Here is a 19302-nt window from a genome sequence, read left to right as displayed (position 1 = left end):
GGGGCGCCGTCGTGTGTCCGGAAAACTTCCCTCTCCGCGCCCGAAGGGGGATCCTTGGTCCGACACAGTTGTTCGAGAGAAGGTCACGGGGATGTCCGAAAGGGACGACGAGGAGCGGGAGTTCGACATCAAGTGGGCGGACGGCGCCGCGCACAAGGAACCGTCGGCCCGGGCCCGGATGCTCGCCGCGCGCTGGAAGGACAACCCGCCCGGACCGGTCCCGTTCCGCGGCGAACCGGAGTACCGGGGATCGGCCGGCCGCTCCTCGTGGGTGTCGACGGCCGTGGTGCTCGGCTGCGTCGTCGCGGTGATCGTGCTGCTCGGGTACATCAACTTCCGCCCGTACTGATCCGGCTAGTCGGCCTGGGCGACGGCGACCGTCGGCGGGGTCCGGGAGGCGCGGAGGGCGGGCACCGTGCCCGCGGCGGCGGTCACCAGGACGAGGGCGGTGAAGACCGCCGCCAGTTCCCCCGCGGGAACGCTGAACGGGGCGCTCGTCTCGGCGACACGGACCACCAGCCAGGAGTACGGCAGGCCGAGGGCCAGACCGAGGAATCCGCCCAGTACGCCGTGGAGCGCGCATTCCACCGTGACCATGCGGTGCACGGCCGCTCCACTGAGGCCCAGGGCCCGCAGCAGCCCGAACTCGCGCTTGCGTTCGACGACGGTGAGACTCGCCGTGGTCGCGACTCCGGCGACCGCCACCAGGACGGTCAGCCCCAGGACCATGATCACCGTCGTGGCCGTCGTCCGCAGGTCGTCGGAGCCGTCGGCCTGGGCGGCCGGGGCCTCGGCGATGACGCGGCCGTCGCCGCGCTCCGGACCGGTCAGCGTGTCGGTGAGGGCCCGCTGTGCGCGGATCCGTCCCTCGGCGCCGTCCTCCGTGGCGTTGGCGGTGACCGTGGTGGGCGCGGCGTCCGCTCCCATGCGGGTGAGGTCCGCGGCGGGGACGAAGAAGTTCCCTCCGTAGGGTCCGGCTCCGGGCAGCGTCGCCGCCACGGTGAGCTGGACGGGACGGCCCTCGAACTCCAGCGTCACGCGGTCGCCGGCCCGGACGCCGAGCCGGTGGGCGTGGTCGGCGTCCACGACGACGTGGCCGGGTCCGAGGCGGTCCAGGGAGCCGGTGCGGGCGGTCAGGCCCGTGCCGGAGCGGACGGTGCCGAGGTCGAGGTCGGAGACCGTCGCGCCGCGGCCGCTCTCGACGACCTCCGCCGCGCGGAACGCGGTCACGTCGGTCAGTTCGGGGCGGGAGGTCAGATCGGCGGCCAGCGACCGGTCCAGCGTCTCGCTGTCCCTCGCGTACAGGGAGAAGTCGGCGGGTGCCTCCACCGTCTGCCGGTAGCGCTCGTAGGCGTTCAGGGAGGCGAGGCAGGTCAGGGTCGAGCCGACCAGGCAGACGCCGAGGGCGACGACGACCGAGACCGAGGCCGCCCTGCCCGGCGCGCCCCCGACGCCCGCGACCGCGAGCCGGCCGGCCGCACCGGTGCGGCGCAGGGGCACGGCGACGGCCGCCAGCACCGGCCGGACCAGACGGGGGCCGAGGGCGATCAGGGCCAGGAAGGCCAGCCCGCCCGAGAGCACCACGGCGGTCAGTGCCGCGAACCGGTCGTACCCCGTGTCGCCCGGCTGGGGCAGGCCGTCGTACTGCTGCCGGGCGAGGAGCGCCGCGCCTCCCGCGCACAGCAGGCCCAGCAGGGCCCTGCCGAGGCCGCCCGCCGCGCCCGCCCCGGACGCCGCGCTGCGCAGGGCCTGCAGCGGGGAGACCCGTGAGGCGCTCAGGGACGGGGCCAGGACCGCGAGGACCGCGAGGAGGCCGGTGCCGAGGACGGTGAGGACGGCCTCCGTCAGCGGGAAGCCGGAGGGGACGGACAGGTCGTGCCCGAACCGCCCGGCGACCGGGGGGACGAGCCGCCCGCAGCCCCAGGCCGCAGACGCACCGGTCGCGCCGGCCAGCAGGCCGACCACCGCCCCCTCGACGACGAGCGCGGCGGCGAGCCGTCGCGGGGTCGCCCCGATGGCGCGCAGCAGCGCCAGCTGGCGTACGCGCCGTGCGAAGACGATGCGGAAGGTGGAGGTCGCGACGAGGACGGCCGCGCCGACGGCGACGGCGAGGAAGACGGTGACCAGCTCCAGGGTGTCCTTCGCCTCCGCCACCGCCTCGCGGGCCTCCTCCTCCCGCACCTCGTCCCCGGACCGCACCTGTGCTCCGGGCACCGCCTGCCGGATCCGTTCCCCCGGATCCGCGGAACCGGACGCGGAGTCGGTGCGGATGTCGATGCGGGAGTAGCCCGGCACTCCGAGCAGTTCCCCGAGCCGGGGGCCGGGGGCGTACCCGGTGGGTTCCGCGTCGTTCGTGGCGGTGCTGCGGACGATGCCGCTGACCTCGACCGTCACCCGTCGGGTGCCGTCGCCGTCGGCTCCGGGCCGCAGCAGGGTGAGCGACGATCCCGGAGCGAGGCCGTACTCCCGCGCGGCCTGCGTGTTGACGGCGAGCCGGCCCGGCCCTGAGGGGTACGTGCCGTCGAGCAGCCGGACTTCCGCCAGGGCGCCGGTGCCCGGGTCCGCGGACAGGGCGAGGTAGCGTTCGACGGCGCTGCCGCCCAGCGGGCTGCCGCCGTCGATCCGGCCGACGGCCTCGGCGACTCCGGGCGTCTTCCGGATCTCGTTGAGGCCGGCCTCGCCGATGTCCTCCCCGTCGCCGGGCGTGACCACCAGCGACACCGCTCCGGGTGTTCCGCGGAACTTCTCGACGACGGTCGCGGTGACGATCTGCTGGGCCATGACGGTCCCGAAGACGACGAAGGCCGCGATCAGCAGTGACAGGCCGGTCGCCGCGAACCGTCCGGGCCGCCGCAGGAGTTCCGCCACCTGGGAGCCCAGGACGGTCGCGCGCCACGGGGTCCTCATCGCCGCCTCCCCGTGACGTCGCCGGCGAGTGCGGCGGCCCGTCCGGAGGGGGCGGCGTGCCCGGCGGAGGCGGCGTGCCCGGCGGAGGCGGCGTGCCCGGCGGAGGCGGTGTGCTCGTCCTTCACGAGGCGTCCGTCCGCGAGGGTCAGCACCCGGTCGGCGTACCGCGCGGCCGCGGGGTCGTGGGTGACCATCACGACCGTCTGGCCGAGCTCGTCGACGGACCGGCGCAGCACGGTGAGGACCTCGGTGCCGGCCCGCGAGTCGAGGTTGCCGGTGGGTTCGTCGGCGAAGAGCACGGCCGGCCGGGCCACCAGCGCCCGGGCCACGGCGACCCGCTGCTGCTGGCCCCCGGACAGCTCGGCGGGGCGGTGCGAGGCCCGGTGGGCGATGCCGAGGACCTCGCAGAGGTGGTCCACCAGCTCGCGGTCCGGGCGCCCGCCGGACATGGTGACGGGCAGCACGATGTTCTCGTACGCCGTCAGCTGCGGCAGCAGGTTGAACGACTGGAAGACGAACCCGATCCGCTCCCGGCGCACCCGGGTCAGCCGCCGGTCGGACAGCCCGGTGATCTCCGTCCCGTCCAGGACGATGCTGCCGGAGGTGACGGTGTCGAGTCCGGCGACGCAGTGCATCAGGGTCGACTTCCCCGACCCGGAGGGGCCGACGACGGCGGTGAACCGGGCGCGCCGGACACCGACGGACACCCCGTCGAGGGCCCGTACCTCGGCGGTGCCCTGGCGGTAGGTCTTCACCAGGTCGGTGGCGGTGATGACGTCGTCGTCCGGTGCGCGGTCGCGGGCGGCGGTGTGGACGGCCATGGGGACGGTTCCCGCGATCCGGGTCAGGCGCCGAGCGGCGGCACGGACAAGGTGATGCCCGCGTCCGAGCAGTGTCCCTGCGCCACTTCCCGGAGGTCCTTCACGTCCTTCGCGGACGGTACTTCGGAGGACTTCTGGGCGGTCGCCAGCGCCCAGCCCTCGTACGTGGCGACCCGGTAGCCGAGGTAGCCGTCCTTCATCTGCGCGCGGCGCTCGTCGCCGGTCTTCTCCCACCACTTCTCCGCTTCCGGGGCGGGGCCGGTGGAGATCTCCTTGGCCTCGGTGATGATGCGCTGCGCCAGCCGGCAGTCCTCGGCGGAGGCCTGGCTGAGTTCGTCGCGGTCCAGCCACCAGTACCCCGCTCCGACGGCCAGGGCCGCGGCGACCGCGGCCGCGGCCGCGCCGATGACGAGACGGTTCCGCTTGCGGTTCTTCGCGGCGGGGGCGGTGGACGTGGCGGGCGTGGTGCTCATCGGATCCTCCAGATGTCTTCTCGGCCGCGTTCGGCGACAGTGAGAAGTCTGGAGTTCGGCGGCCCGCCGGACATCGGCCACGGATCCGAGATCGGAGGCGGCGGATCTGGCACACCGGACGGGGTGGTCTCTGCGCCCCCGGGCGCAGAACCCGGGGGCGCTTCTGCACCCTCAGGGGGAGGGACGGACCAGCCCGGACTCGTAGGCGAACGCGACGGCCTGGGCGCGGTCCCGCAGGTGCAGCTTCGCCATGAGGTTGCCCAGGTGCGTCTTCACCGTGGCCCCCGCGACGTACAGCTCCGCCGCGATCTCGGCGTTGGACATCCCCCGGGCGACCAGGGCGAGCACGTCCCGCTCGCGCGCGGTGAGGACGTCCAGCCGTTCGGCCTGTCCGTTCGCCGGTGCCAGCCGGTCCGAGACCCGGTCGAGGAGCAGCCGGGTGATGCGCGGCGCCACCACCGACTCCCCCGCGGCCAGGACCCGGATGGCGTTCACGACCTCCGTGGCGGGGGCGTTCTTCAGCAGGAAGCCGCCGGCCCCGGCGCGCAGTGCCGCGAACGCGTCCTCGTCGTTGTCGAAGGTGGTCAGCACCAGCACGCCGGGCGGGTCGTCGAGCCGCATCAGCCGCTCCGTGGCCTGGATGCCGTCCATCACCGGCATGCGGATGTCCATGATGACGACGTCCGCCTCGACCTTTTCCAGCAGGTCGAGGGCGTCCGCCCCGTTCTCCGCCTCACCGACGACCTCGATGTCGTCCTGACCGGCCAGCACCATGGAGAAACCGGCCCGGATCAGCGGCTGGTCGTCCACCACGGCCACCCGGATCGGCCTGTCCGCCTGTGTCATCACTTCGTCCTTGTCGGAATCGAGGCACGTACGTGCCATCCGCTGCCGAGCCGGGGGCCGGCCTCGAAGCTGCCCCCGGCGAGCTCCACCCGCTCCCGCATCCCCACCAGGCCGTTCCCTCCGGAACGGCCGCCGACGCCGCGGCCGGCGAGGGTGCCCGCCCCGTCGTCGACCACGCTGATCAGCAGGGTGCCCCGCTCCTCGTGGAGCCGGATGCCGACCCCGGCCCCGGCCCCGGCGTGGCGGAGCACGTTGGTGAGGCACTCCTGGACGATGCGGAAGGCCGTCATCTCCTCCGCCGGCGACAGCCGTCCCCCGTCGACCTCGACCGACACGTCCACGGTCAGTCCCGCGGCCCGTGCCCGTTCGGCGACGACCTCGATCTCGTCGAGGGTGACCAGGCGCCGTGGCGGGCCGCCGTCGGCGGAGTCCGGGTCGCCGGAGCCGGGGTTCCCCTCGCGCAGCACCCGGACGATGCGGTGCATGTCGTCGATCGCGTCCCGGCCGGTGGCGGCGATCGTCTTCAGCGCGGACTGCGCCCTGTCCGGCGACTTCCGCAGCACGGCCTCGGCGCCGTCGGCCTGGAGGATCATCACGGCCAGGCTGTGTGCCACCACGTCGTGCAGTTCACGGGCGATCTCGGCCCGCTCCCGGGTCGCGGCCAGCCGGACGCGCTGTTCCTGTTCCCGCTCGGCGTGCCAGGCGCGGGCCGCCTGGCTCTCGGCGTAGAGGCGCCGGGTGTGCAGGGCGAAGGCCGTCAGCCAGACCGTCAGCGTCAGGCCCCAGAAGATCAGGAACGTTTCGAGGCCGACGAACGGCTCGATGCCGAGGGCCGGCATCCCCACCGTCCCGGCCACCGTGGCCAGCAGCACCGCGGCGCCCGCGAGGTACGGCATCCAGGTGGTCCGGGAATGGTGGACGACCGACATCATGGCGAACAGCACGGCCACGTCGTACGAGGCGGGCGCCGACGCCAGCGGGAGGTCGGGCAGGTCGTACAGGACGAACTGGACGACGCTCAGCGCCAGGACGACCGCCAGCACCGTGCCGGGGAGCCGTCTGCGGGCCAGCAGGCACAGGGCCATCAGCCCGCCCAGGAGCAGGTCGTAGTCGCCGCTGTAGTACTCCGCCGCCACCAGGACCACCAGCGCGATGCCGATGTCGCAGGCCCGGGCCATGGCGCGGCCGTACCGGCCGGACGGCGCCATCCAGGCCGACGGGACCGGGACCGTCCTCTCCTCAGCCAACCGTCGTACCTTTCTCCTCCGGCGGGGCGCGACCGCGTGCCCCGCCGGCACAAGTGCCTCCGGGCCGCGGTGACTTCGGAGTGAGGACGGTGTCCTCACCCGCCCATACTGCCTCAGCGCGCGGCACGGCGGTGCCGGGCACCCCACCTCGGGGAGGTGCCCGGCGCCGGTCCGCTGTTCAGCGGTTGTAGCGCATGAACGCGCGCACCATGTGGCACGTGGTGTCCGACGGCGGGTGGACGCCGATCAGCGCCGCCGTGGTGCGGATCTTCTCGTTGCGGGCCTGGGCGGGCAGGTAGACGCCGGAGTCGAGCAGGGCGATGGCGAGCCGCATCGCCTTGAGCCGGCGGTTGTGCGTGACGTACCACTCGCGCGGGCGGCCCGCCGGGAGCGGGCGCTTCTCCACCGGGGCGCAGGGCAGTTCGAGCGGCACGGGGCGCTTCGCGGTGGACTGGGTGGGCAGGGGCTTCGGCTTCAGTGCGGCAGCGGGCACGGGCATCCTCCTGTCGCGGTCGGGGCGGCCCGCCGGGATCCCCGACGACCCCGGTACCACCCTCGAACACTGCCTCCATTCTACTGCCCCCCACTGACAATCAGCAGACCCGAAGAAGCCAATAAATGCCCTGGTGAGAACGGGTTTTGTCGTGACGTCACACAGGTCCCGCACGCCACGCGCACGGGGGCGGAGAATTCGAACAGAGCGGGGTCGGCGTACCGTGGGCGGCATGGAGATCTGGATCAATCCCGCCTGTTCCAAGTGCCGTAGCGCCATCAGCCTGCTCGACGCCGAGGGGGCCGAGTACACCGTCCGCCGCTATCTGGAGGACGTGCCGAGCGAGGACGAGATCCGGGCGGTGCTGGAGCGGCTCGGGCTGGAGCCGTGGGACATCACCCGGACCCAGGAGGCCGTCGCGACGGAGCTGGGGCTCAAGGAGTGGGCGCGGGAGGCCGGCACGCGGGACCGCTGGGTCGCGGCGCTCGCCTCCCACCCCAAGCTGATCCAGCGGCCGATCATCACGGCGGACGACGGCACGGCGGTCGTGGGCCGCACGGAGGACGCCGTACGGGACGCCCTCTCCCGCTGACAGCCATGTGACGCAGGACACTTCGACCGCCCGGCCCAACCGCTGAGCAACTCTGTTCGGTATCTCGTACATAGCGGCGTACGCTCCCCTACCTCTTCAGGAGGCGCGCATGTCGCGCAGGAGAACCCTCGGCCCGAAGAAGAAACTCGCGCTGCTGGTCGGCGCCGCGACGGTGGCGGGAGGCGGGGCCTTCGTCATGGCGAACACGTCGAACGCGGCGCCGCCGCCGACCACCAGGTCGGCGGCGGACTCGACCGTCTGCCAGGGCCTCGCCACCGCGCTCGGCAACAACCAGAAGTTCATCGAGGGCCAACGGGCCGCCCCGGACGCGCAGTCCGAGGCGCGGATCGCCAACCGCGAGGCGGTCATCGCCCAGATCCGGCGCCAGCAGGAGGCCTCCGGGTGCACGGTGGGGGAGTCGGCTCAGGACTCCCAGGCCGCGCAGCCGCAGCAGCCCGCCCCCTCGCAGCCCGCGGCGGAGGAAGAGGGCGCGCGGGCCTCCGGCGAGCAGGTGTGCGACGGGTCGACCGTCACCCTCTCCGGCGAGGACGGCGCCCCGGCCGCGTCCAGCAACCAGTTCCCGGCCGGTACGAAGCTGAAGGTCACCAACCTGGACAACGGCAAGTCCACGACGGTGGAGGTCACCTCGGTCTCCGGCAGCTGCGTACTGCTCAACGACGCGGCCTTCGAGCAGGTCCGGGAGGCCGGCAAGTTCCTGATCCGCCGCGCGGTGATCGAGAAGGTGGGGTGAGGTCCGGGTTCGTCGCGGATTCCCAGGGCCCGCCGCTCCCCCACCGGGGCGGCGGGCCCGTCCGCGTCCCCCGCCACCGGGCACGCCCGCTCACACGGTGAGGTGGGACACGGCGGTGTCAGGTAACACGGGGTTCACATTCGGGCAATGGCCGGGAAATCGCCTGTTGACAGGCTGCGGGACATCGACGGCGGCGCCCCAGTGCCGCAGCGCCGCAGCACCCGCACAAGCGCCCAGACCCACCCCCGAAGGATGTGGACCGTGAGCTTCAAGGCCGAGTACATCTGGATCGACGGCACCGAGCCGACCGCCAAGCTGCGTTCCAAGACGAAGATCCTGGCCGACGACGCCAAGGGCGCGGAGCTGCCGATCTGGGGCTTCGACGGCTCCTCCACCAACCAGGCCAAGGGCCACGCCTCCGACTGCGTCCTCAAGCCGGTCTTCGTCTGCCCGGACCCCATCCGCGGCGGCGACGACGTCCTGGTGCTGTGCGAGGTCCTCAACACGGACATGACGCCGCACGAGACCAACACCCGTGCCGCGCTGGCCGAGGTCGCCGCGAAGTTCACCGCGCAGGAGCCGATCTTCGGCATCGAGCAGGAGTACACCTTCTTCAAGGGCGCCCGCCCGCTCGGCTTCCCCGAGGGCGGCTTCCCGGCCGCGCAGGGCGGCTACTACTGCGGCGTCGGCTCGGACGAGATCTTCGGCCGTGACGTCGTCGAGGCGCACCTGGAGAACTGCCTGAAGGCGGGCCTGGGCATCTCCGGCATCAACGCCGAGGTCATGCCCGGCCAGTGGGAGTTCCAGGTCGGCCCGCTGGCCCCGCTGGAGGTCTCCGACCAGCTGTGGGTGGCCCGCTGGCTGCTCTACCGCACGGCCGAGGACTTCGAGGTCTCCGCCACCCTCGACCCCAAGCCGGTCAAGGGCGACTGGAACGGCGCGGGCGCGCACACCAACTTCTCCACCAAGGCGATGCGCGAGGGCTACGACGCGATCATCACCGCCTGCGAGTCGCTCGGTGAGGGCTCCAAGCCGCTGGACCACGTCAAGAACTACGGCGCCGGCATCGACGACCGCCTCACCGGTCTGCACGAGACCGCCCCGTGGAACGAGTACTCCTACGGCGTCTCGAACCGCGGCGCCTCGGTCCGCATCCCGTGGCAGGTCGAGAAGGACGGCAAGGGCTACATCGAGGACCGCCGTCCGAACGCCAACGTCGACCCGTACGTGGTGACCCGCCTGCTGGTCGACACGTGCTGCACCGCGCTGGAGAAGGCCGGCCAGGTCTGATCCGTACCGCAGTCGTCGCGAGGGGCGTCCACCGACCGGGGTGGGCGCCCCTCCGCGTCGTCCGAGCGGTGAAAGGGGACTCCTGCCGGCCGCGAGTGTCTGCTTCAATGGGGGCATGGCCAGCTTCCGGAAGTACGACGCGACGGGTCGCCGTGACCTGGAACCGTTCTGGCCCTCCCGTCAGCACCACGACTTCGACCGGGTGTGTTGTCGCGCGACGAACGCGCCGGCCCTCTGACGCCCGGATCCTCTCCCGGCCTCCGGCCGCCGCGCACCGCGTACGTCCTCGACGAACCCCTTCGCGCGAAAGAGCTGACGACTCATGGCGACCCCCCGTTCCCTGTCCTCCGCCTCCCCTTCCTCCCCTCCCCGGCTGCGTGCCGTCGACCGGGACGAGGTGGTGACCGTCGCGGATCTGCTGCCGCCGGGCGCCACCTGGCTGCCCGCGCCGCAGAACGCCCTGCCCGTCCTGCCCGGCCGCCCGCCGATGGTCGGCTACCTGGTGCTGGTCCCCGCCGACCGGCAGCCGCCGTTCCCGGCCGGCTCCCCCGGCACCGAGACCGCCGGCGACCCGCTGATCCGGATCGACCCCGCACAGCGCACCGCCCACGTCGACGGACGGCAACTCGACCTCACCTACCTGGAGTTCGAACTGCTCGCCCATCTCGTGGCGCACCCGAACCGGGTGCACACCCGGGACCACCTGGTCGGCACGGTGTGGGGCTACGGCCATGTCGGCGACGGCCGTACCGTCGACGTCCACATCGCCCGGCTGCGCCGCAAACTGGGCTCCGGACACCGGGACACGATCCGCACCGTGCGCCGGGTCGGTTACAAGTACGTTCCGCCGACCGGGCGCTGACGATCTGCCCACGGCAGATTCCCCTTCCCGGCCACCGGAACGCCCGGCAGAGTCACCGGTATGAGACTTCTGATGCTGGGTGGTACGGAGTTCGTGGGCCGGGCCGTCGTCGAGGCGGCCCTCGGCCGGGGCTGGGAGGTGACCGTCTTCCACCGGGGGCGGCACGAGGCCCCGGAAGGCGCGCGGACGCTGCTGGGCGACCGCACCGAGCCGGGCGGGACGGCCGCGCTCGACGAGGACCCCGGCGAGTGGGACGTCGTCGTCGACACCTGGTCGGCCGCCCCGCGCGCGGTGCGGGACGCGGCGCGGCTGCTGCGGGGCCGCGCCGGACGGTACGTGTACGTGTCGAGCTGCTCGGTGTACGACTGGGCCCCGCCCGCCGGATACACCGAGCGGGCACGGGTGGTGGAGGGCGCCTCCGCCGACGCCGGTCCCACGGACTACGCGCGGGACAAGCTGGGCGGTGAGCTGGCCGCCGTGGACGCCTTCGGCGCGGACCGGTCGCTGCTGGTGCGGGCGGGGCTGATCCTCGGGCCGTACGAGAACGTGGGCCGGCTGCCCTGGTGGCTGAACCGGACGGCGCGCGGCGGGCCGGTCCTCGCGCCGGGCCCGCGTGACCTGCCGCTCCAGTACGTCGACGTCCGCGACCTCGCGGAGTGGATCCTCGGGGCGGCGGAGCAGGGGCTGAGCGGGCCGTACAACCTGCTGTCGCCGCAGGGGCACAGCACGATGGGCGAGCTGCTCGAAGCCTGTGTCCGGGCGACCGGCGGCCCGGCCGAGCTGCGCTGGACCGCGCCGGAGGTGATCCTCGAAGCGGGCATCGAGCCGTGGACGCAGCTGCCGGTGTGGGTGCCGCCGGGCAGCGACCTGCACGACGCGCTGCACTCGGCGGACGTCTCCCGGGCGGTCGCGACGGGGCTGCGGTGCCGCCCGGTCGCCGAGACCGTGGCCGACACCTGGGCCTGGCTGCGGGAGATCGGCGGCACCGCGCCCCAGCGCCCTGACCGGACCGAGAAGGGGCTCGATCCGGAGGTGGAGGCGAAGGTGCTGGGGACTACTGGAGGGGTGTAGCTGGCACCACCCTCTGTCCGGGTGTCCGGACCAATGCCCCGCCCGTCCCGCTCGGCCAGACTTGTGCCATGACCACAGACACGAAGATCGGCAACAGGCGGACCGGGGGGCGGGGCGTCGCGCTCGCCGCGATACGGGGGCTGGCGCTCGCCCTCGTGTCGCTGCCGGGGGCGGTGCTGTGCTTCGTGCTGTCCCTGGTGTCCATCGCGCTGATCCCGATCGGCGTCGGCATCGTCACCACCCCGTACGTGCTGAAGGGGGTGCGGGCGTTCGCGAACTGGCGGCGGGTGCTGGCGGCCGAGTGGGGCGGGGTGCGGATCCCGCCGTCGTACCGGCCGATACCGAAGGACGCCAACCCGTGGGGGCGGACGTTCGGGATGCTGGGCGACCCGGCGACCTGGCGGGACCTGCTGTGGCTGCCGGTCGACATGACCGCCGGTTTCGTCACCGCGCTGCTGCCGTTCGTGCTGCTGGTCTATCCCCTGGAGGGTCTCGCCATCGCCGTCGGGCTGTGGCGGGTGCTGCCCGACGGGTACTGGTACGGCTTCGTACGGGTCACGAACCAGATGTCCGCGCTGGGCGCCGGCGTCCTCGCCCTCGCCCTGCTGTTCCTCGCGCACTTCTTCACCCCGCGCCTGCTGCACGTGCACTTCCTGCTCACGCGGGCCGTCCTGGGCTCGGGCCGGGGCGAGCTGTCCGAGCGGGTGCGGGTGCTGACCGAGACCCGGCGGGACGCCGTGGACACCTCCGCCGCCGAGCTGCGGCGCATCGAGCGGGATCTGCACGACGGGGCGCAGGCGCGGCTGGTCGCCATGGGCATGGACCTGGGGACGATCGAGGCGCTGATCGAGAAGGACCCGGCGAAGGCGCGCGAGCTGCTGGCGCACGCCCGGCAGTCCTCCGCCGAGGCGCTGACCGAGCTGCGGGAGCTGGTGCGCGGCATCCATCCGCCGGTGCTGGCCGAGCGCGGCCTCGGGGACGCGGTGCGGGCGCTGGCGCTGCGGCTGCCGGTGGCCACGGAGGTGAACGTGGAACTGCCCGGACGGGCCGAGGCACCCGTGGAGTCGGCGGTGTACTTCGCGGTGAGCGAGGTGCTCACCAACGCGGTGAAGCACTCCGGGGCGGACCGGATCTGGGTCGACCTGCATCACGCCGAGGGTCATCTGCGGGTGACGGTCACCGACAACGGGCGGGGCGGCGCGGTGGTCGGGGCCGGTTCGGGACTGACCGGGGTGGAGCGGCGGCTGGGTACATTCGACGGCGTCCTGGCCGTCAGCAGCCCCGCGGGCGGTCCCACCATGGTCACGATGGAGATCCCTTGCGCGTTGTCCTAGCCGAAGACCTGTTCCTGCTGCGCGACGGACTCGTCCGGATGCTCGAAGCGCACGACTTCGAGGTCGCGGCGGCCGTGGAGTCCGGGCCCGAGCTGGCGCGGGCGCTGGCCGAGCTGGAGCCCGACGTCGCCGTGGTCGACGTACGGCTGCCGCCGACGCACACCGACGAGGGGCTGCAGTGCGCGCTGGAGGCGCGTCGCAGACGGCCGGGGCTGCCGGTGCTGGTGCTCTCGCAGCACGTGGAGCAGTTGTACGCGCGGGAGCTGCTGGCCGACGGCAGCGGCGGGGTCGGCTATCTGCTGAAGGACCGGGTGTTCGACGCGGAGCAGTTCGTGGACGCCGTACGACGGGTGGCGCGGGGAGGTACGGCGATGGATCCGCAGGTGATCCAGCAGTTGCTGGCGCGGCAGTCGGGGAACGACCGGCCGCTGACGCGGCTGACGCCCCGCGAGCTGGAGGTGCTGGAGCTGATGGCGCAGGGGCGGACCAACGCGGCGATCGCGGCCCGGCTGGTGGTGACGGAACGGGCGATCGCGAAGCACACCGCGAACATCTTCGCCAAACTGGGTCTCGAGGTCTCGGACGACGACAACCGGCGCGTGCTGGCGGTTCTCGCGTATCTCGACCACGGCCGGTGAAACCGGACCCGCCCCTTCACCGCGAGTGGACGATCGACAACTCCCGGTATTCCAGGGCCTGTTGAAACCAGTGTGGCCGTACTGACTTCCCATCGATTTCCGGGACGGGTGAACACCCGTGGGGCGGCTCCCGTACTCAAGGGAGCCGCTTCACTCCTGCCGGGCCGCTCGACGCCCCGCAAAGGTGCCCCCGTAAGGAAGGTCAAGAGGATTTCCATGGGACGCAACACAAGAAAACGCCGTATGCCGCTGGCCACCAAAGTGACAGCCGGGGCGGCGGCCCTGGCGCTCGGTGGGGGCGGGCTGGTCTGGGCCAACTTCTATGCCTCGGCGCACGAGGAGGGAGGCCACAACCAGACGAAGTCGAGGGGGGCACGGGTCGCCACGATCAACTGCCCCGACGTCGGCCAGAAGCTGACGAAGGTGCCGAGGAAGGCGCGCAGGGGCGTGGCGGAGGAGCTGGCCCGGCTGGACCGGCAGATCACGGACGCCTACACGCGTCTCGCGGAGACGCGCCAGGCCCAGGCGGGCGACGAGAGCTACGTCGACAACGCCATCCTCGGACCGCTGAAGTCCAAGCGGACGGCCACCCTCGACCGGATCGGCATCAACATCGACCGGGCGGGCGGCAAGGCGCCGCGCGACCTCGGCCGGTTCGCCCAGTGCCAGGGTGTTCCGGTCGAACAACCGGGGAACGACGGCGGCGGCCAGGACAACGGCGGTCAGGACCAAGGCGACGGCGGCCAGGACCAGGGTGGCGGCGGCCAGGACAACGGTCAGGACCAGGGCAACGGCGGTCAGGCCGGCAACGGCCCCGTGGCGGACGACTTCATCAACATCGAGGACGTGCAGCCGAACTCCCGCAACCTGCCCAACGGTCTGGCCGCGAACGGCGACGGCGGTTCGACGGGCACCTTCACCACCGACTGCGGCACCAACGAGAACGCGCTGCGCAACTCGGACAACGTGATCGCCGCCCCCGGCGTCAGCAACGGCGCCCAGCACCAGCACGACTACGTCGGCAACCAGGCCAACACCGCCTTCGCGAGCGACGAGGACCTGGCCAACGGCGACACGAGCTGCCAGAACCAGGGGGACAGGTCGACGTACTTCTGGCCGGTCCTGCGGATCCAGGACGGTACGCAGGACATCGACCAGGACCAGCCGGGCGGCGGTCAGGACGGCAACGTCGGCAAGATCGTCGCGCCCACCGAGGCGGAGCTGAAGTTCGTCGGCAACCGGACGAGCGACGTCGTCGCGATGCCGAGGGCGCTGCGCATCATCACCGGTGACGCCAAGTCCTTCACCAACGGGCTGAACAACGCCAACACCTCCTGGAGCTGCACCGGCTTCGAGGACCGGCAGGTGACGGACAAGTACCCGATCTGCCCCGACGGCAGCGGCGTGGTCCGGACGACCAACTTCCAGAGCTGCTGGGACGGCCAGAACACCGACAGCGCCAACCACCGTACGCACATGGACTTCGTCGAGGCGGACGGCAGCTGCTCGAACGGCTTCCAGGCCGTCCCCCAGCTCCAGGTCCGCCTGGTCTACGACAACATCCCGGCCCCGCGGATCGAGAACGGGCAGGTCGTGAACCCGTTCGCGCTGGACTCCTTCCCGGAGCAGCTCCACAAGCCGATCACCGACCACAACGACTTCATCAACTTCTTCGACGAGGACCTGATGAACGAGATGGTCGACTGCATCAACAGCGGCCAGGACTGCCGGTAGTCCGGCGGTCCGGTGACGGGAAGAGGCCGGCGGTGGGAGGTCCCACCGCCGGCCTCTCCGTGTGCCCCGGCCTCGGGTCAGCCGTGGTGGCCGCCGCCCTGGTTGTGGCTGCCGCCGGGGTTCATGTGCTCGGACCCCTCCTCCATGGTCCCGCCGAGCATGCTCCGCAGCGCCGTCACGGTCCGCTCCTCGCCCACGGCCACCCACTTGCGGCCGACGAGGTAGTAACCGCCGTAGTCCTTGGCGGTGCTGAGCCATTCGGCCTGGCCCCGGTCGGTGGCGAAGGTGGCGAGGACGTACTTCTCGTCGCCCTTCCCGCACAGCGCCTGGCGGATGGTGTCGGCGTCGGTCTGCATGTTCGGCTCGCACTTCGCCTCGGCGGCCAGATGCTCCAGGCTGCCTGTCGCGGTGGGCGGCACCTCGTCCTTCCCGTCCCCGCCGGATCCGCAGGCGGTCAGCGCCAGTGCCGCCGCCGCACCGGCCAGCGCGAGCATCGGTCGGGTCAGCCTCATGTGTTCCTCCGGTCCCTCGCGGGCGACATGCCGCACGGAGCCCCGGCTCGGGGCCCTCGCCCTTCGATACGGCTGTGACGCCCGCGACGCTCAAATCCCGGTGACCATCCCCCGGTCCGCTCGTTCTGCTGGACGTGCAGTCACAGGATGTCGTCCCGCCCTCCCCAGCCTCCTCCGCGGCCGGTCCGGTCGTGGGCGTCGAGCAGGCCGAGGCCGCGCTCGTCGAGCACTATCCGCGGCTCGTCCGGCTCGCCTACCTGGTGCTGCCGTCCGGCAGGGGCCGGAGCAGGCGGGTGCTCACCGCGCACTCCCTGGTCCAGCGGGCGCTGCCCCGTGGCCGCACCCCCGCACCGCTGGTCCCCGCCCAGCGGGCCGGCCGGGACGGCGACCCCGGGTACGCGCTGCTCCGCCTCCAGGTGCTGCGTACGGCACTGGGGCGCGGGGCGCGGCTGCCGTCGCCGCTGCCGCGGGTGTGGGGGCTGAAGCTGTTCCCGCGCTCGGGCGGCGCCGACGAACTCGCGCTGGACCAGCGGCTGAACGCGCTGTCCGGGCCGGCCCGCGCCGCCCACGCCCTGCGCGGCCTGGAGCGGCTCCCGGACGGGGACGTGCGCGAGGTGCTCGCGGCGGCGGGCGTCGCCGACGTGGACGCCGCGCTGGAGGAGGCCGACGGGATCCCCGACCCGTACCGGCTGCTCGACTCCCCCGAGTTCGACCCCTGCGCGCTCCAGGCCCGGCCGACGGATCTGCTGCGCCGCCGGCGGCGTCTGAAGGCCGCGCTGGTCGGCGGGGCGGCGCTGGCGGTGTGCGGGACGCTGCTCGCGCTGCCGGGCGACGGCTGGGGCCCGGACGGCGCCGCCGCGCCCCCGTACGCGCGCAATCCGGCCGCGCAGGCCGCGCTGGACCCGGGGAAGCTGACCCGGGTCTCCCCCACCGCGTGGAGGACCTCCGCGCGCACCGACTTCTCCGTGTGGCCGGCGCGCGGCGACCGCACCGGCGACACGGCCCTGCTGCGCCGCGCCCTCGCCGTCTGGGCGCGGCCCGGGGAGGGCGTCCGGGTGTCGGCGACCCCGGGCACCCCGTCCGGCGGCCCCGCCGGGCCGCCCCGGCTGCTGTACGCGGGGACGGTCGACGCCGCGCGCGTGGTGGTGCTGTACGACGGTCTGCGCCTCGCCAGGTACGCCGAGCCGGCGGACGGCACGCAGGGGGCCGTGCTCGACCTCACCCGGGTCGACGGCGCCGGCCGGGCCGGGTCGAGCGCGGTGGTGCTGAGCCGCGTCGACGGCAACGTCCGTTATCTGCTGGCGCCCTGGGTGCGTGAGGCGGACCAGCGGGACCTGCGCGAGCCCGGCTCGCAGGCGACGGCCCTCACCTTCACCGACGGCGTGACCTCACCGCTGGCGAGTCCCGCCCTCCGGTCGGGGCCGTGCGCCTCCTGGAACGTGCTGCGGCTGACCGACGGCACCGGCACCCGGCTGGTGACCGACCTCGGCGAACTGGTCCCGGCGCACCTCACCGCCGGGCGTCCCGGCGAGACGCGTGAGGCCTCCGGCGCCGGGGCGCTGCGCACCTGGGCGCCGTACGCCTGCTCGCTGAGCGCGATGCGCTCGGCGGGCGTACGGAGCGTGAACGCCTGGGCGTTCGCCGAGCAGCCGCTGCCCGACGAGAGCGGGGAGGCGGCGTGGGTGTGCACGCGGGCGGAGACCTGGCGGGGCGACGGGGCGCGGGTGCTGGCGCAGTTCCACACGCCGGGCGGGCGGCTCGGGGCGGTGGCGGCGAAGGCCGAGTCCGCGCCGGCCTGCGGGGAGCGCGAGCCCCGGGTGCTCGCCGGGGTGCTGTGGAAGTCCGGGTCCGGCACCTGGTACCTGCTCGCTGCCGGCAGCCGCGACCTGGCGTCCGTCAGGGCGACGGGCGGGGTCGAGGGCTCGGCGCGGGGGCGGCTGCTGGCCGTCCGCGCCGAGAACGGCGCCCGCGCCGATCTCAAGGGCACGCTCGAGAACGGGCGGTCGATCGACGGACTGAACTAGCCGGACGAACACCACTGTCCGGTCCGGACCGTTCACGGCCGGAATCGATCGGTAAGGTGTTCGTATGACTACCGGGGTGCGGCGCAGGATGGGAGTCGAGGAGCGGCGGCAGCAGTTGATCGGCGTGGCCCTCGAACTGTTCAGCCGGCGTTCCCCCGACGAGGTCTCCATCGACGAGATAGCGTCACGGGCGGGCATCTCCCGCCCGCTGGTCTACCACTACTTCCCCGGCAAACTCAGCCTGTACGAGGCCGCGTTGAGGCGCGCGGCGGAGGACCTGGCGTCCCGGTTCGTGGAGCCGCACGAGGGCCCGCTGGGGTCGCGGCTGCGGCGGGTGATGGCCCGCTTCTTCGACTTCGTCGACGAGCACGGGCCCGGTTTCGCCGCCCTGATGCGCGGCGGCCCGGCAGTGGGCTCTTCGGCCACCAACGCGCTGATCGACTCCGTACGGCAGGCCGCGTACGACCAAATGCTGTCGCACATGGGCGTGGTGGGCCCGGCGCCGGTGCGGCTGGAACTGGTCGTACGGTCCTGGATCTCGCTCGTCGAGTCGACGGCGCTGATCTGGCTGGACGGGCGGCGCATCCCGCGCGCCGAGCTGGAGGCGCAGCTGGTGCAGGACTTCGCCGCGCTCGCCGCCGTGGCCGCCGCCCGCGACGAGGAACTGGCCGCGCTCCTCCGTGACCTGCTGGGGAACGAACCGGGCGACGGGCCGTTCACCGACCTCGCCACCCGGCTGATCTCACTGGCCGCTTCCTAGGGCCCTACTCCTCGAACTTCCGGTACGAGGCGTCGAGGTCGCGCACCTCGGCGGAGGCGTGCAGCCGCACGCCCTCGGCCGGCTTCACGTACTGCCGCAGCAGTTCCAGGACGGTCTCGGTGAGGCGGGCCTTGGTCTCGTCCGTGCGGCCGGGCAGCATGGCGATGTGGACGTGCACGAGGGCGTGTCCGTCGGTGTCGGGGCCGACCACGACGTCCTCGGTCCGCCGGAACCGGGTCTTGCACGCCGGCTGCTTGGCGGCTGCGATCTCCACCACGGCGGTGTGCAGGTCCCGTGCGAAGGCGGGCCGGTCGAAACCGTCCGCCAGTCGCTCGGAGTAGTCGACGGTGATCTGCGGCATGAGCCCTCCTGTTCAAGGTCAGGAGGGCTCACACTAGCCGCAGCTCCCCACGGGGTCAGCCGGCCGTGGTGAACACCGCCACCGTGCGCGCCGGGACGGTGAACGTGCCGGTGCCCTCCGCGTAGGACGAGGTCTTCACGACCGCGTCCCCGCCCGCCGCCTGCACCGGGTGCAGACCGTAGCCCGTCCCGGCGAGCGCGGCGACGCGCTGCTCCTGCCGTTCGGGCGTGGCGTTGAAGACGACGACGAGGTCACCGAGCTTCATGGTGATGACGCCGGGCGTCTCGTCCTTCCCGGACAGCGGGAAGGACAGCCGGGACTGGACCTGTCCCGCGGTGTCGAGGGAGAAGACCTGCTCCGTCGAGCGGATCCTCAGCAGATCCTGGTACGCGGCCGAGGTGCCCTCGATCTGCGGGCAGCCGACCTGGATCGCGCCGAGCAGCGGCTTGGCGTAGGGCCACTTGTCCTTGTTGTCGGCGGCGGGCGGCAGTCCCCGGCCGAAGCCGTTGCCGTCCGCGCAGTTCCAGTGGATGGCGTTGAACCAGTCGCCGCTGTCGTAGGAGTTGCGGTCCAGGGACTTGGAGCG

Annotated in this window: 20 protein-coding genes; 11 read left to right on the top strand and 9 right to left on the bottom strand. The window is 73.0% G+C overall.

The features are described from left to right. Positions 1–91 precede the first annotated feature (91 nt). Complete coding sequence (locus ACZ62B_RS35635) at positions 92–349, top strand: SCO2583/SCO2584 N-terminal domain-containing protein (protein WP_344565377.1); 258 nt, start codon at positions 92–94, stop codon at positions 347–349. A gap of 5 nt (positions 350–354) precedes the next feature. On the opposite strand, the gene ACZ62B_RS35630 is transcribed toward ACZ62B_RS35635, so the two are convergent. The 6 genes from ACZ62B_RS35630 to ACZ62B_RS35605 form a co-directional block, all read right to left on the bottom strand. Then, a complete protein-coding gene (locus ACZ62B_RS35630) occupies positions 355–2907 on the bottom strand; it encodes an ABC transporter permease (RefSeq protein WP_468723307.1) in 2553 nt (850 codons plus the stop codon). Next, a complete protein-coding gene (locus ACZ62B_RS35625; RefSeq protein ID WP_469693627.1) occupies positions 2904–3662 on the bottom strand; it encodes an ABC transporter ATP-binding protein in 759 nt (252 codons plus the stop codon). The genes ACZ62B_RS35630 and ACZ62B_RS35625 overlap by 4 nt, the downstream gene beginning before the upstream one ends. Before the next feature lie 89 nt (positions 3663–3751). Further along, positions 3752–4201 (bottom strand): hypothetical protein, encoded by a 450-nt coding sequence (locus ACZ62B_RS35620; protein WP_469693591.1) that lies wholly within the window; start codon positions 4199–4201, stop codon positions 3752–3754. A 171-nt stretch (positions 4202–4372) separates the two neighbouring features. Then, positions 4373–5047, bottom strand: coding sequence for a response regulator transcription factor (locus ACZ62B_RS35615; protein WP_344565369.1), 675 nt, complete (start codon positions 5045–5047; stop codon positions 4373–4375). Continuing rightward, positions 5047–6294 (bottom strand): sensor histidine kinase, encoded by a 1248-nt coding sequence (locus ACZ62B_RS35610; protein WP_344565367.1) that lies wholly within the window; start codon positions 6292–6294, stop codon positions 5047–5049. Before ACZ62B_RS35610 ends, ACZ62B_RS35615 begins: the two co-directional genes overlap by 1 nt. Before the next feature lie 178 nt (positions 6295–6472). Continuing rightward, positions 6473–6787, bottom strand: a complete 315-nt coding sequence (locus tag ACZ62B_RS35605; protein WP_344565363.1) for a hypothetical protein — start codon at positions 6785–6787, stop codon at positions 6473–6475. Positions 6788–7019: 232 nt separating this feature from the next. Here ACZ62B_RS35605 and ACZ62B_RS35600 point away from each other — a divergent pair, with 232 nt between their 5' ends. From ACZ62B_RS35600 to ACZ62B_RS35565, 8 genes are all read left to right on the top strand, one after another. Beyond that, positions 7020–7379 carry an arsenate reductase family protein gene (locus ACZ62B_RS35600; protein WP_344565358.1) on the top strand — a complete coding sequence of 120 codons (360 nt, stop codon included), beginning with the start codon at positions 7020–7022 and terminating at the stop codon, positions 7377–7379. 109 nt (positions 7380–7488) lie between these two features. Then, a complete protein-coding gene (locus tag ACZ62B_RS35595) occupies positions 7489–8130 on the top strand; it encodes an RlpA-like double-psi beta-barrel domain-containing protein (protein WP_382053027.1) in 642 nt (213 codons plus the stop codon). Positions 8131–8391: 261 nt separating this feature from the next. Continuing rightward, a complete protein-coding gene (gene glnII, locus ACZ62B_RS35590; RefSeq protein ID WP_344565354.1) occupies positions 8392–9420 on the top strand; it encodes a glutamine synthetase in 1029 nt (342 codons plus the stop codon). A gap of 322 nt (positions 9421–9742) precedes the next feature. Beyond that, the gene (locus ACZ62B_RS35585; protein WP_469693588.1) at positions 9743–10282 is read left to right on the top strand and encodes a winged helix-turn-helix domain-containing protein; all 540 of its coding nucleotides are present in this window, start codon (positions 9743–9745) and stop codon (positions 10280–10282) included. A gap of 60 nt (positions 10283–10342) precedes the next feature. After that, positions 10343–11353 (top strand): NAD-dependent epimerase/dehydratase family protein, encoded by a 1011-nt coding sequence (locus ACZ62B_RS35580; protein WP_344565350.1) that lies wholly within the window; start codon positions 10343–10345, stop codon positions 11351–11353. 68 nt (positions 11354–11421) lie between these two features. Further along, positions 11422–12687 (top strand): sensor histidine kinase, encoded by a 1266-nt coding sequence (locus ACZ62B_RS35575; RefSeq protein WP_344565348.1) that lies wholly within the window; start codon positions 11422–11424, stop codon positions 12685–12687. Beyond that, positions 12672–13325, top strand: a complete 654-nt coding sequence (locus ACZ62B_RS35570; RefSeq protein WP_344565346.1) for a response regulator transcription factor — start codon at positions 12672–12674, stop codon at positions 13323–13325. Before ACZ62B_RS35575 ends, ACZ62B_RS35570 begins: the two co-directional genes overlap by 16 nt. A gap of 216 nt (positions 13326–13541) precedes the next feature. Then, complete coding sequence (locus ACZ62B_RS35565) at positions 13542–15059, top strand: DUF1996 domain-containing protein (RefSeq protein ID WP_344565344.1); 1518 nt, start codon at positions 13542–13544, stop codon at positions 15057–15059. Between the two features lie 77 nt (positions 15060–15136). On the opposite strand, the gene ACZ62B_RS35560 is transcribed toward ACZ62B_RS35565, so the two are convergent. Next, entirely contained in the window at positions 15137–15571 is a 435-nt protein-coding gene (locus tag ACZ62B_RS35560) for a hypothetical protein (protein ID WP_344565342.1), read from the bottom strand. Positions 15572–15705: 134 nt separating this feature from the next. On the opposite strand from ACZ62B_RS35560, the gene ACZ62B_RS35555 reads away from it, so the two are divergent. Both ACZ62B_RS35555 and ACZ62B_RS35550 read left to right on the top strand, forming a co-directional pair. Then, positions 15706–17595, top strand: a complete 1890-nt coding sequence (locus ACZ62B_RS35555; RefSeq protein WP_469693585.1) for a hypothetical protein — start codon at positions 15706–15708, stop codon at positions 17593–17595. Between the two features lie 64 nt (positions 17596–17659). Beyond that, positions 17660–18355 (top strand): TetR/AcrR family transcriptional regulator, encoded by a 696-nt coding sequence (locus ACZ62B_RS35550; RefSeq protein WP_468878804.1) that lies wholly within the window; start codon positions 17660–17662, stop codon positions 18353–18355. 4 nt (positions 18356–18359) lie between these two features. Here the strand turns inward: ACZ62B_RS35550 and ACZ62B_RS35545 are convergent, their stop codons facing one another. Both ACZ62B_RS35545 and ACZ62B_RS35540 read right to left on the bottom strand, forming a co-directional pair. Next, positions 18360–18716 (bottom strand): 5-carboxymethyl-2-hydroxymuconate Delta-isomerase, encoded by a 357-nt coding sequence (locus ACZ62B_RS35545; protein ID WP_344565336.1) that lies wholly within the window; start codon positions 18714–18716, stop codon positions 18360–18362. Between the two features lie 55 nt (positions 18717–18771). After that, on the bottom strand, positions 18772–19302 hold a 531-nt coding region (locus tag ACZ62B_RS35540), incomplete at its 5' end, for an alpha-1,6-glucosidase domain-containing protein (protein ID WP_469693582.1).

This window comes from Streptomyces sp. NPDC053426, assembly GCF_055585405.1.
This window is presented reverse-complemented; position numbering and strand designations above follow the sequence as displayed.

What these genes read in the sequence shown, in the direction of transcription:
- ACZ62B_RS35560 (WP_344565342.1), bottom strand. Translation starts at nt 15,571, where the DNA reads ATGAGGCTGACCCGACCGATGCTCGCGCTGGCCGGTGCGGCGGCGGCA.
- ACZ62B_RS35565 (WP_344565344.1), top strand. Translation starts at nt 13,542, where the DNA reads ATGGGACGCAACACAAGAAAACGCCGTATGCCGCTGGCCACCAAAGTG.
- ACZ62B_RS35615 (WP_344565369.1), bottom strand. Translation starts at nt 5,047, where the DNA reads ATGACACAGGCGGACAGGCCGATCCGGGTGGCCGTGGTGGACGACCAG.
- ACZ62B_RS35545 (WP_344565336.1), bottom strand. Translation starts at nt 18,716, where the DNA reads ATGCCGCAGATCACCGTCGACTACTCCGAGCGACTGGCGGACGGTTTC.
- ACZ62B_RS35630 (WP_468723307.1), bottom strand. Translation starts at nt 2,907, where the DNA reads ATGAGGACCCCGTGGCGCGCGACCGTCCTGGGCTCCCAGGTGGCGGAA.
- ACZ62B_RS35585 (WP_469693588.1), top strand. Translation starts at nt 9,743, where the DNA reads ATGGCGACCCCCCGTTCCCTGTCCTCCGCCTCCCCTTCCTCCCCTCCC.
- ACZ62B_RS35620 (WP_469693591.1), bottom strand. Translation starts at nt 4,201, where the DNA reads ATGAGCACCACGCCCGCCACGTCCACCGCCCCCGCCGCGAAGAACCGC.
- ACZ62B_RS35600 (WP_344565358.1), top strand. Translation starts at nt 7,020, where the DNA reads ATGGAGATCTGGATCAATCCCGCCTGTTCCAAGTGCCGTAGCGCCATC.
- ACZ62B_RS35550 (WP_468878804.1), top strand. Translation starts at nt 17,660, where the DNA reads ATGACTACCGGGGTGCGGCGCAGGATGGGAGTCGAGGAGCGGCGGCAG.
- ACZ62B_RS35580 (WP_344565350.1), top strand. Translation starts at nt 10,343, where the DNA reads ATGAGACTTCTGATGCTGGGTGGTACGGAGTTCGTGGGCCGGGCCGTC.
- ACZ62B_RS35635 (WP_344565377.1), top strand. Translation starts at nt 92, where the DNA reads ATGTCCGAAAGGGACGACGAGGAGCGGGAGTTCGACATCAAGTGGGCG.
- ACZ62B_RS35595 (WP_382053027.1), top strand. Translation starts at nt 7,489, where the DNA reads ATGTCGCGCAGGAGAACCCTCGGCCCGAAGAAGAAACTCGCGCTGCTG.
- ACZ62B_RS35575 (WP_344565348.1), top strand. Translation starts at nt 11,422, where the DNA reads ATGACCACAGACACGAAGATCGGCAACAGGCGGACCGGGGGGCGGGGC.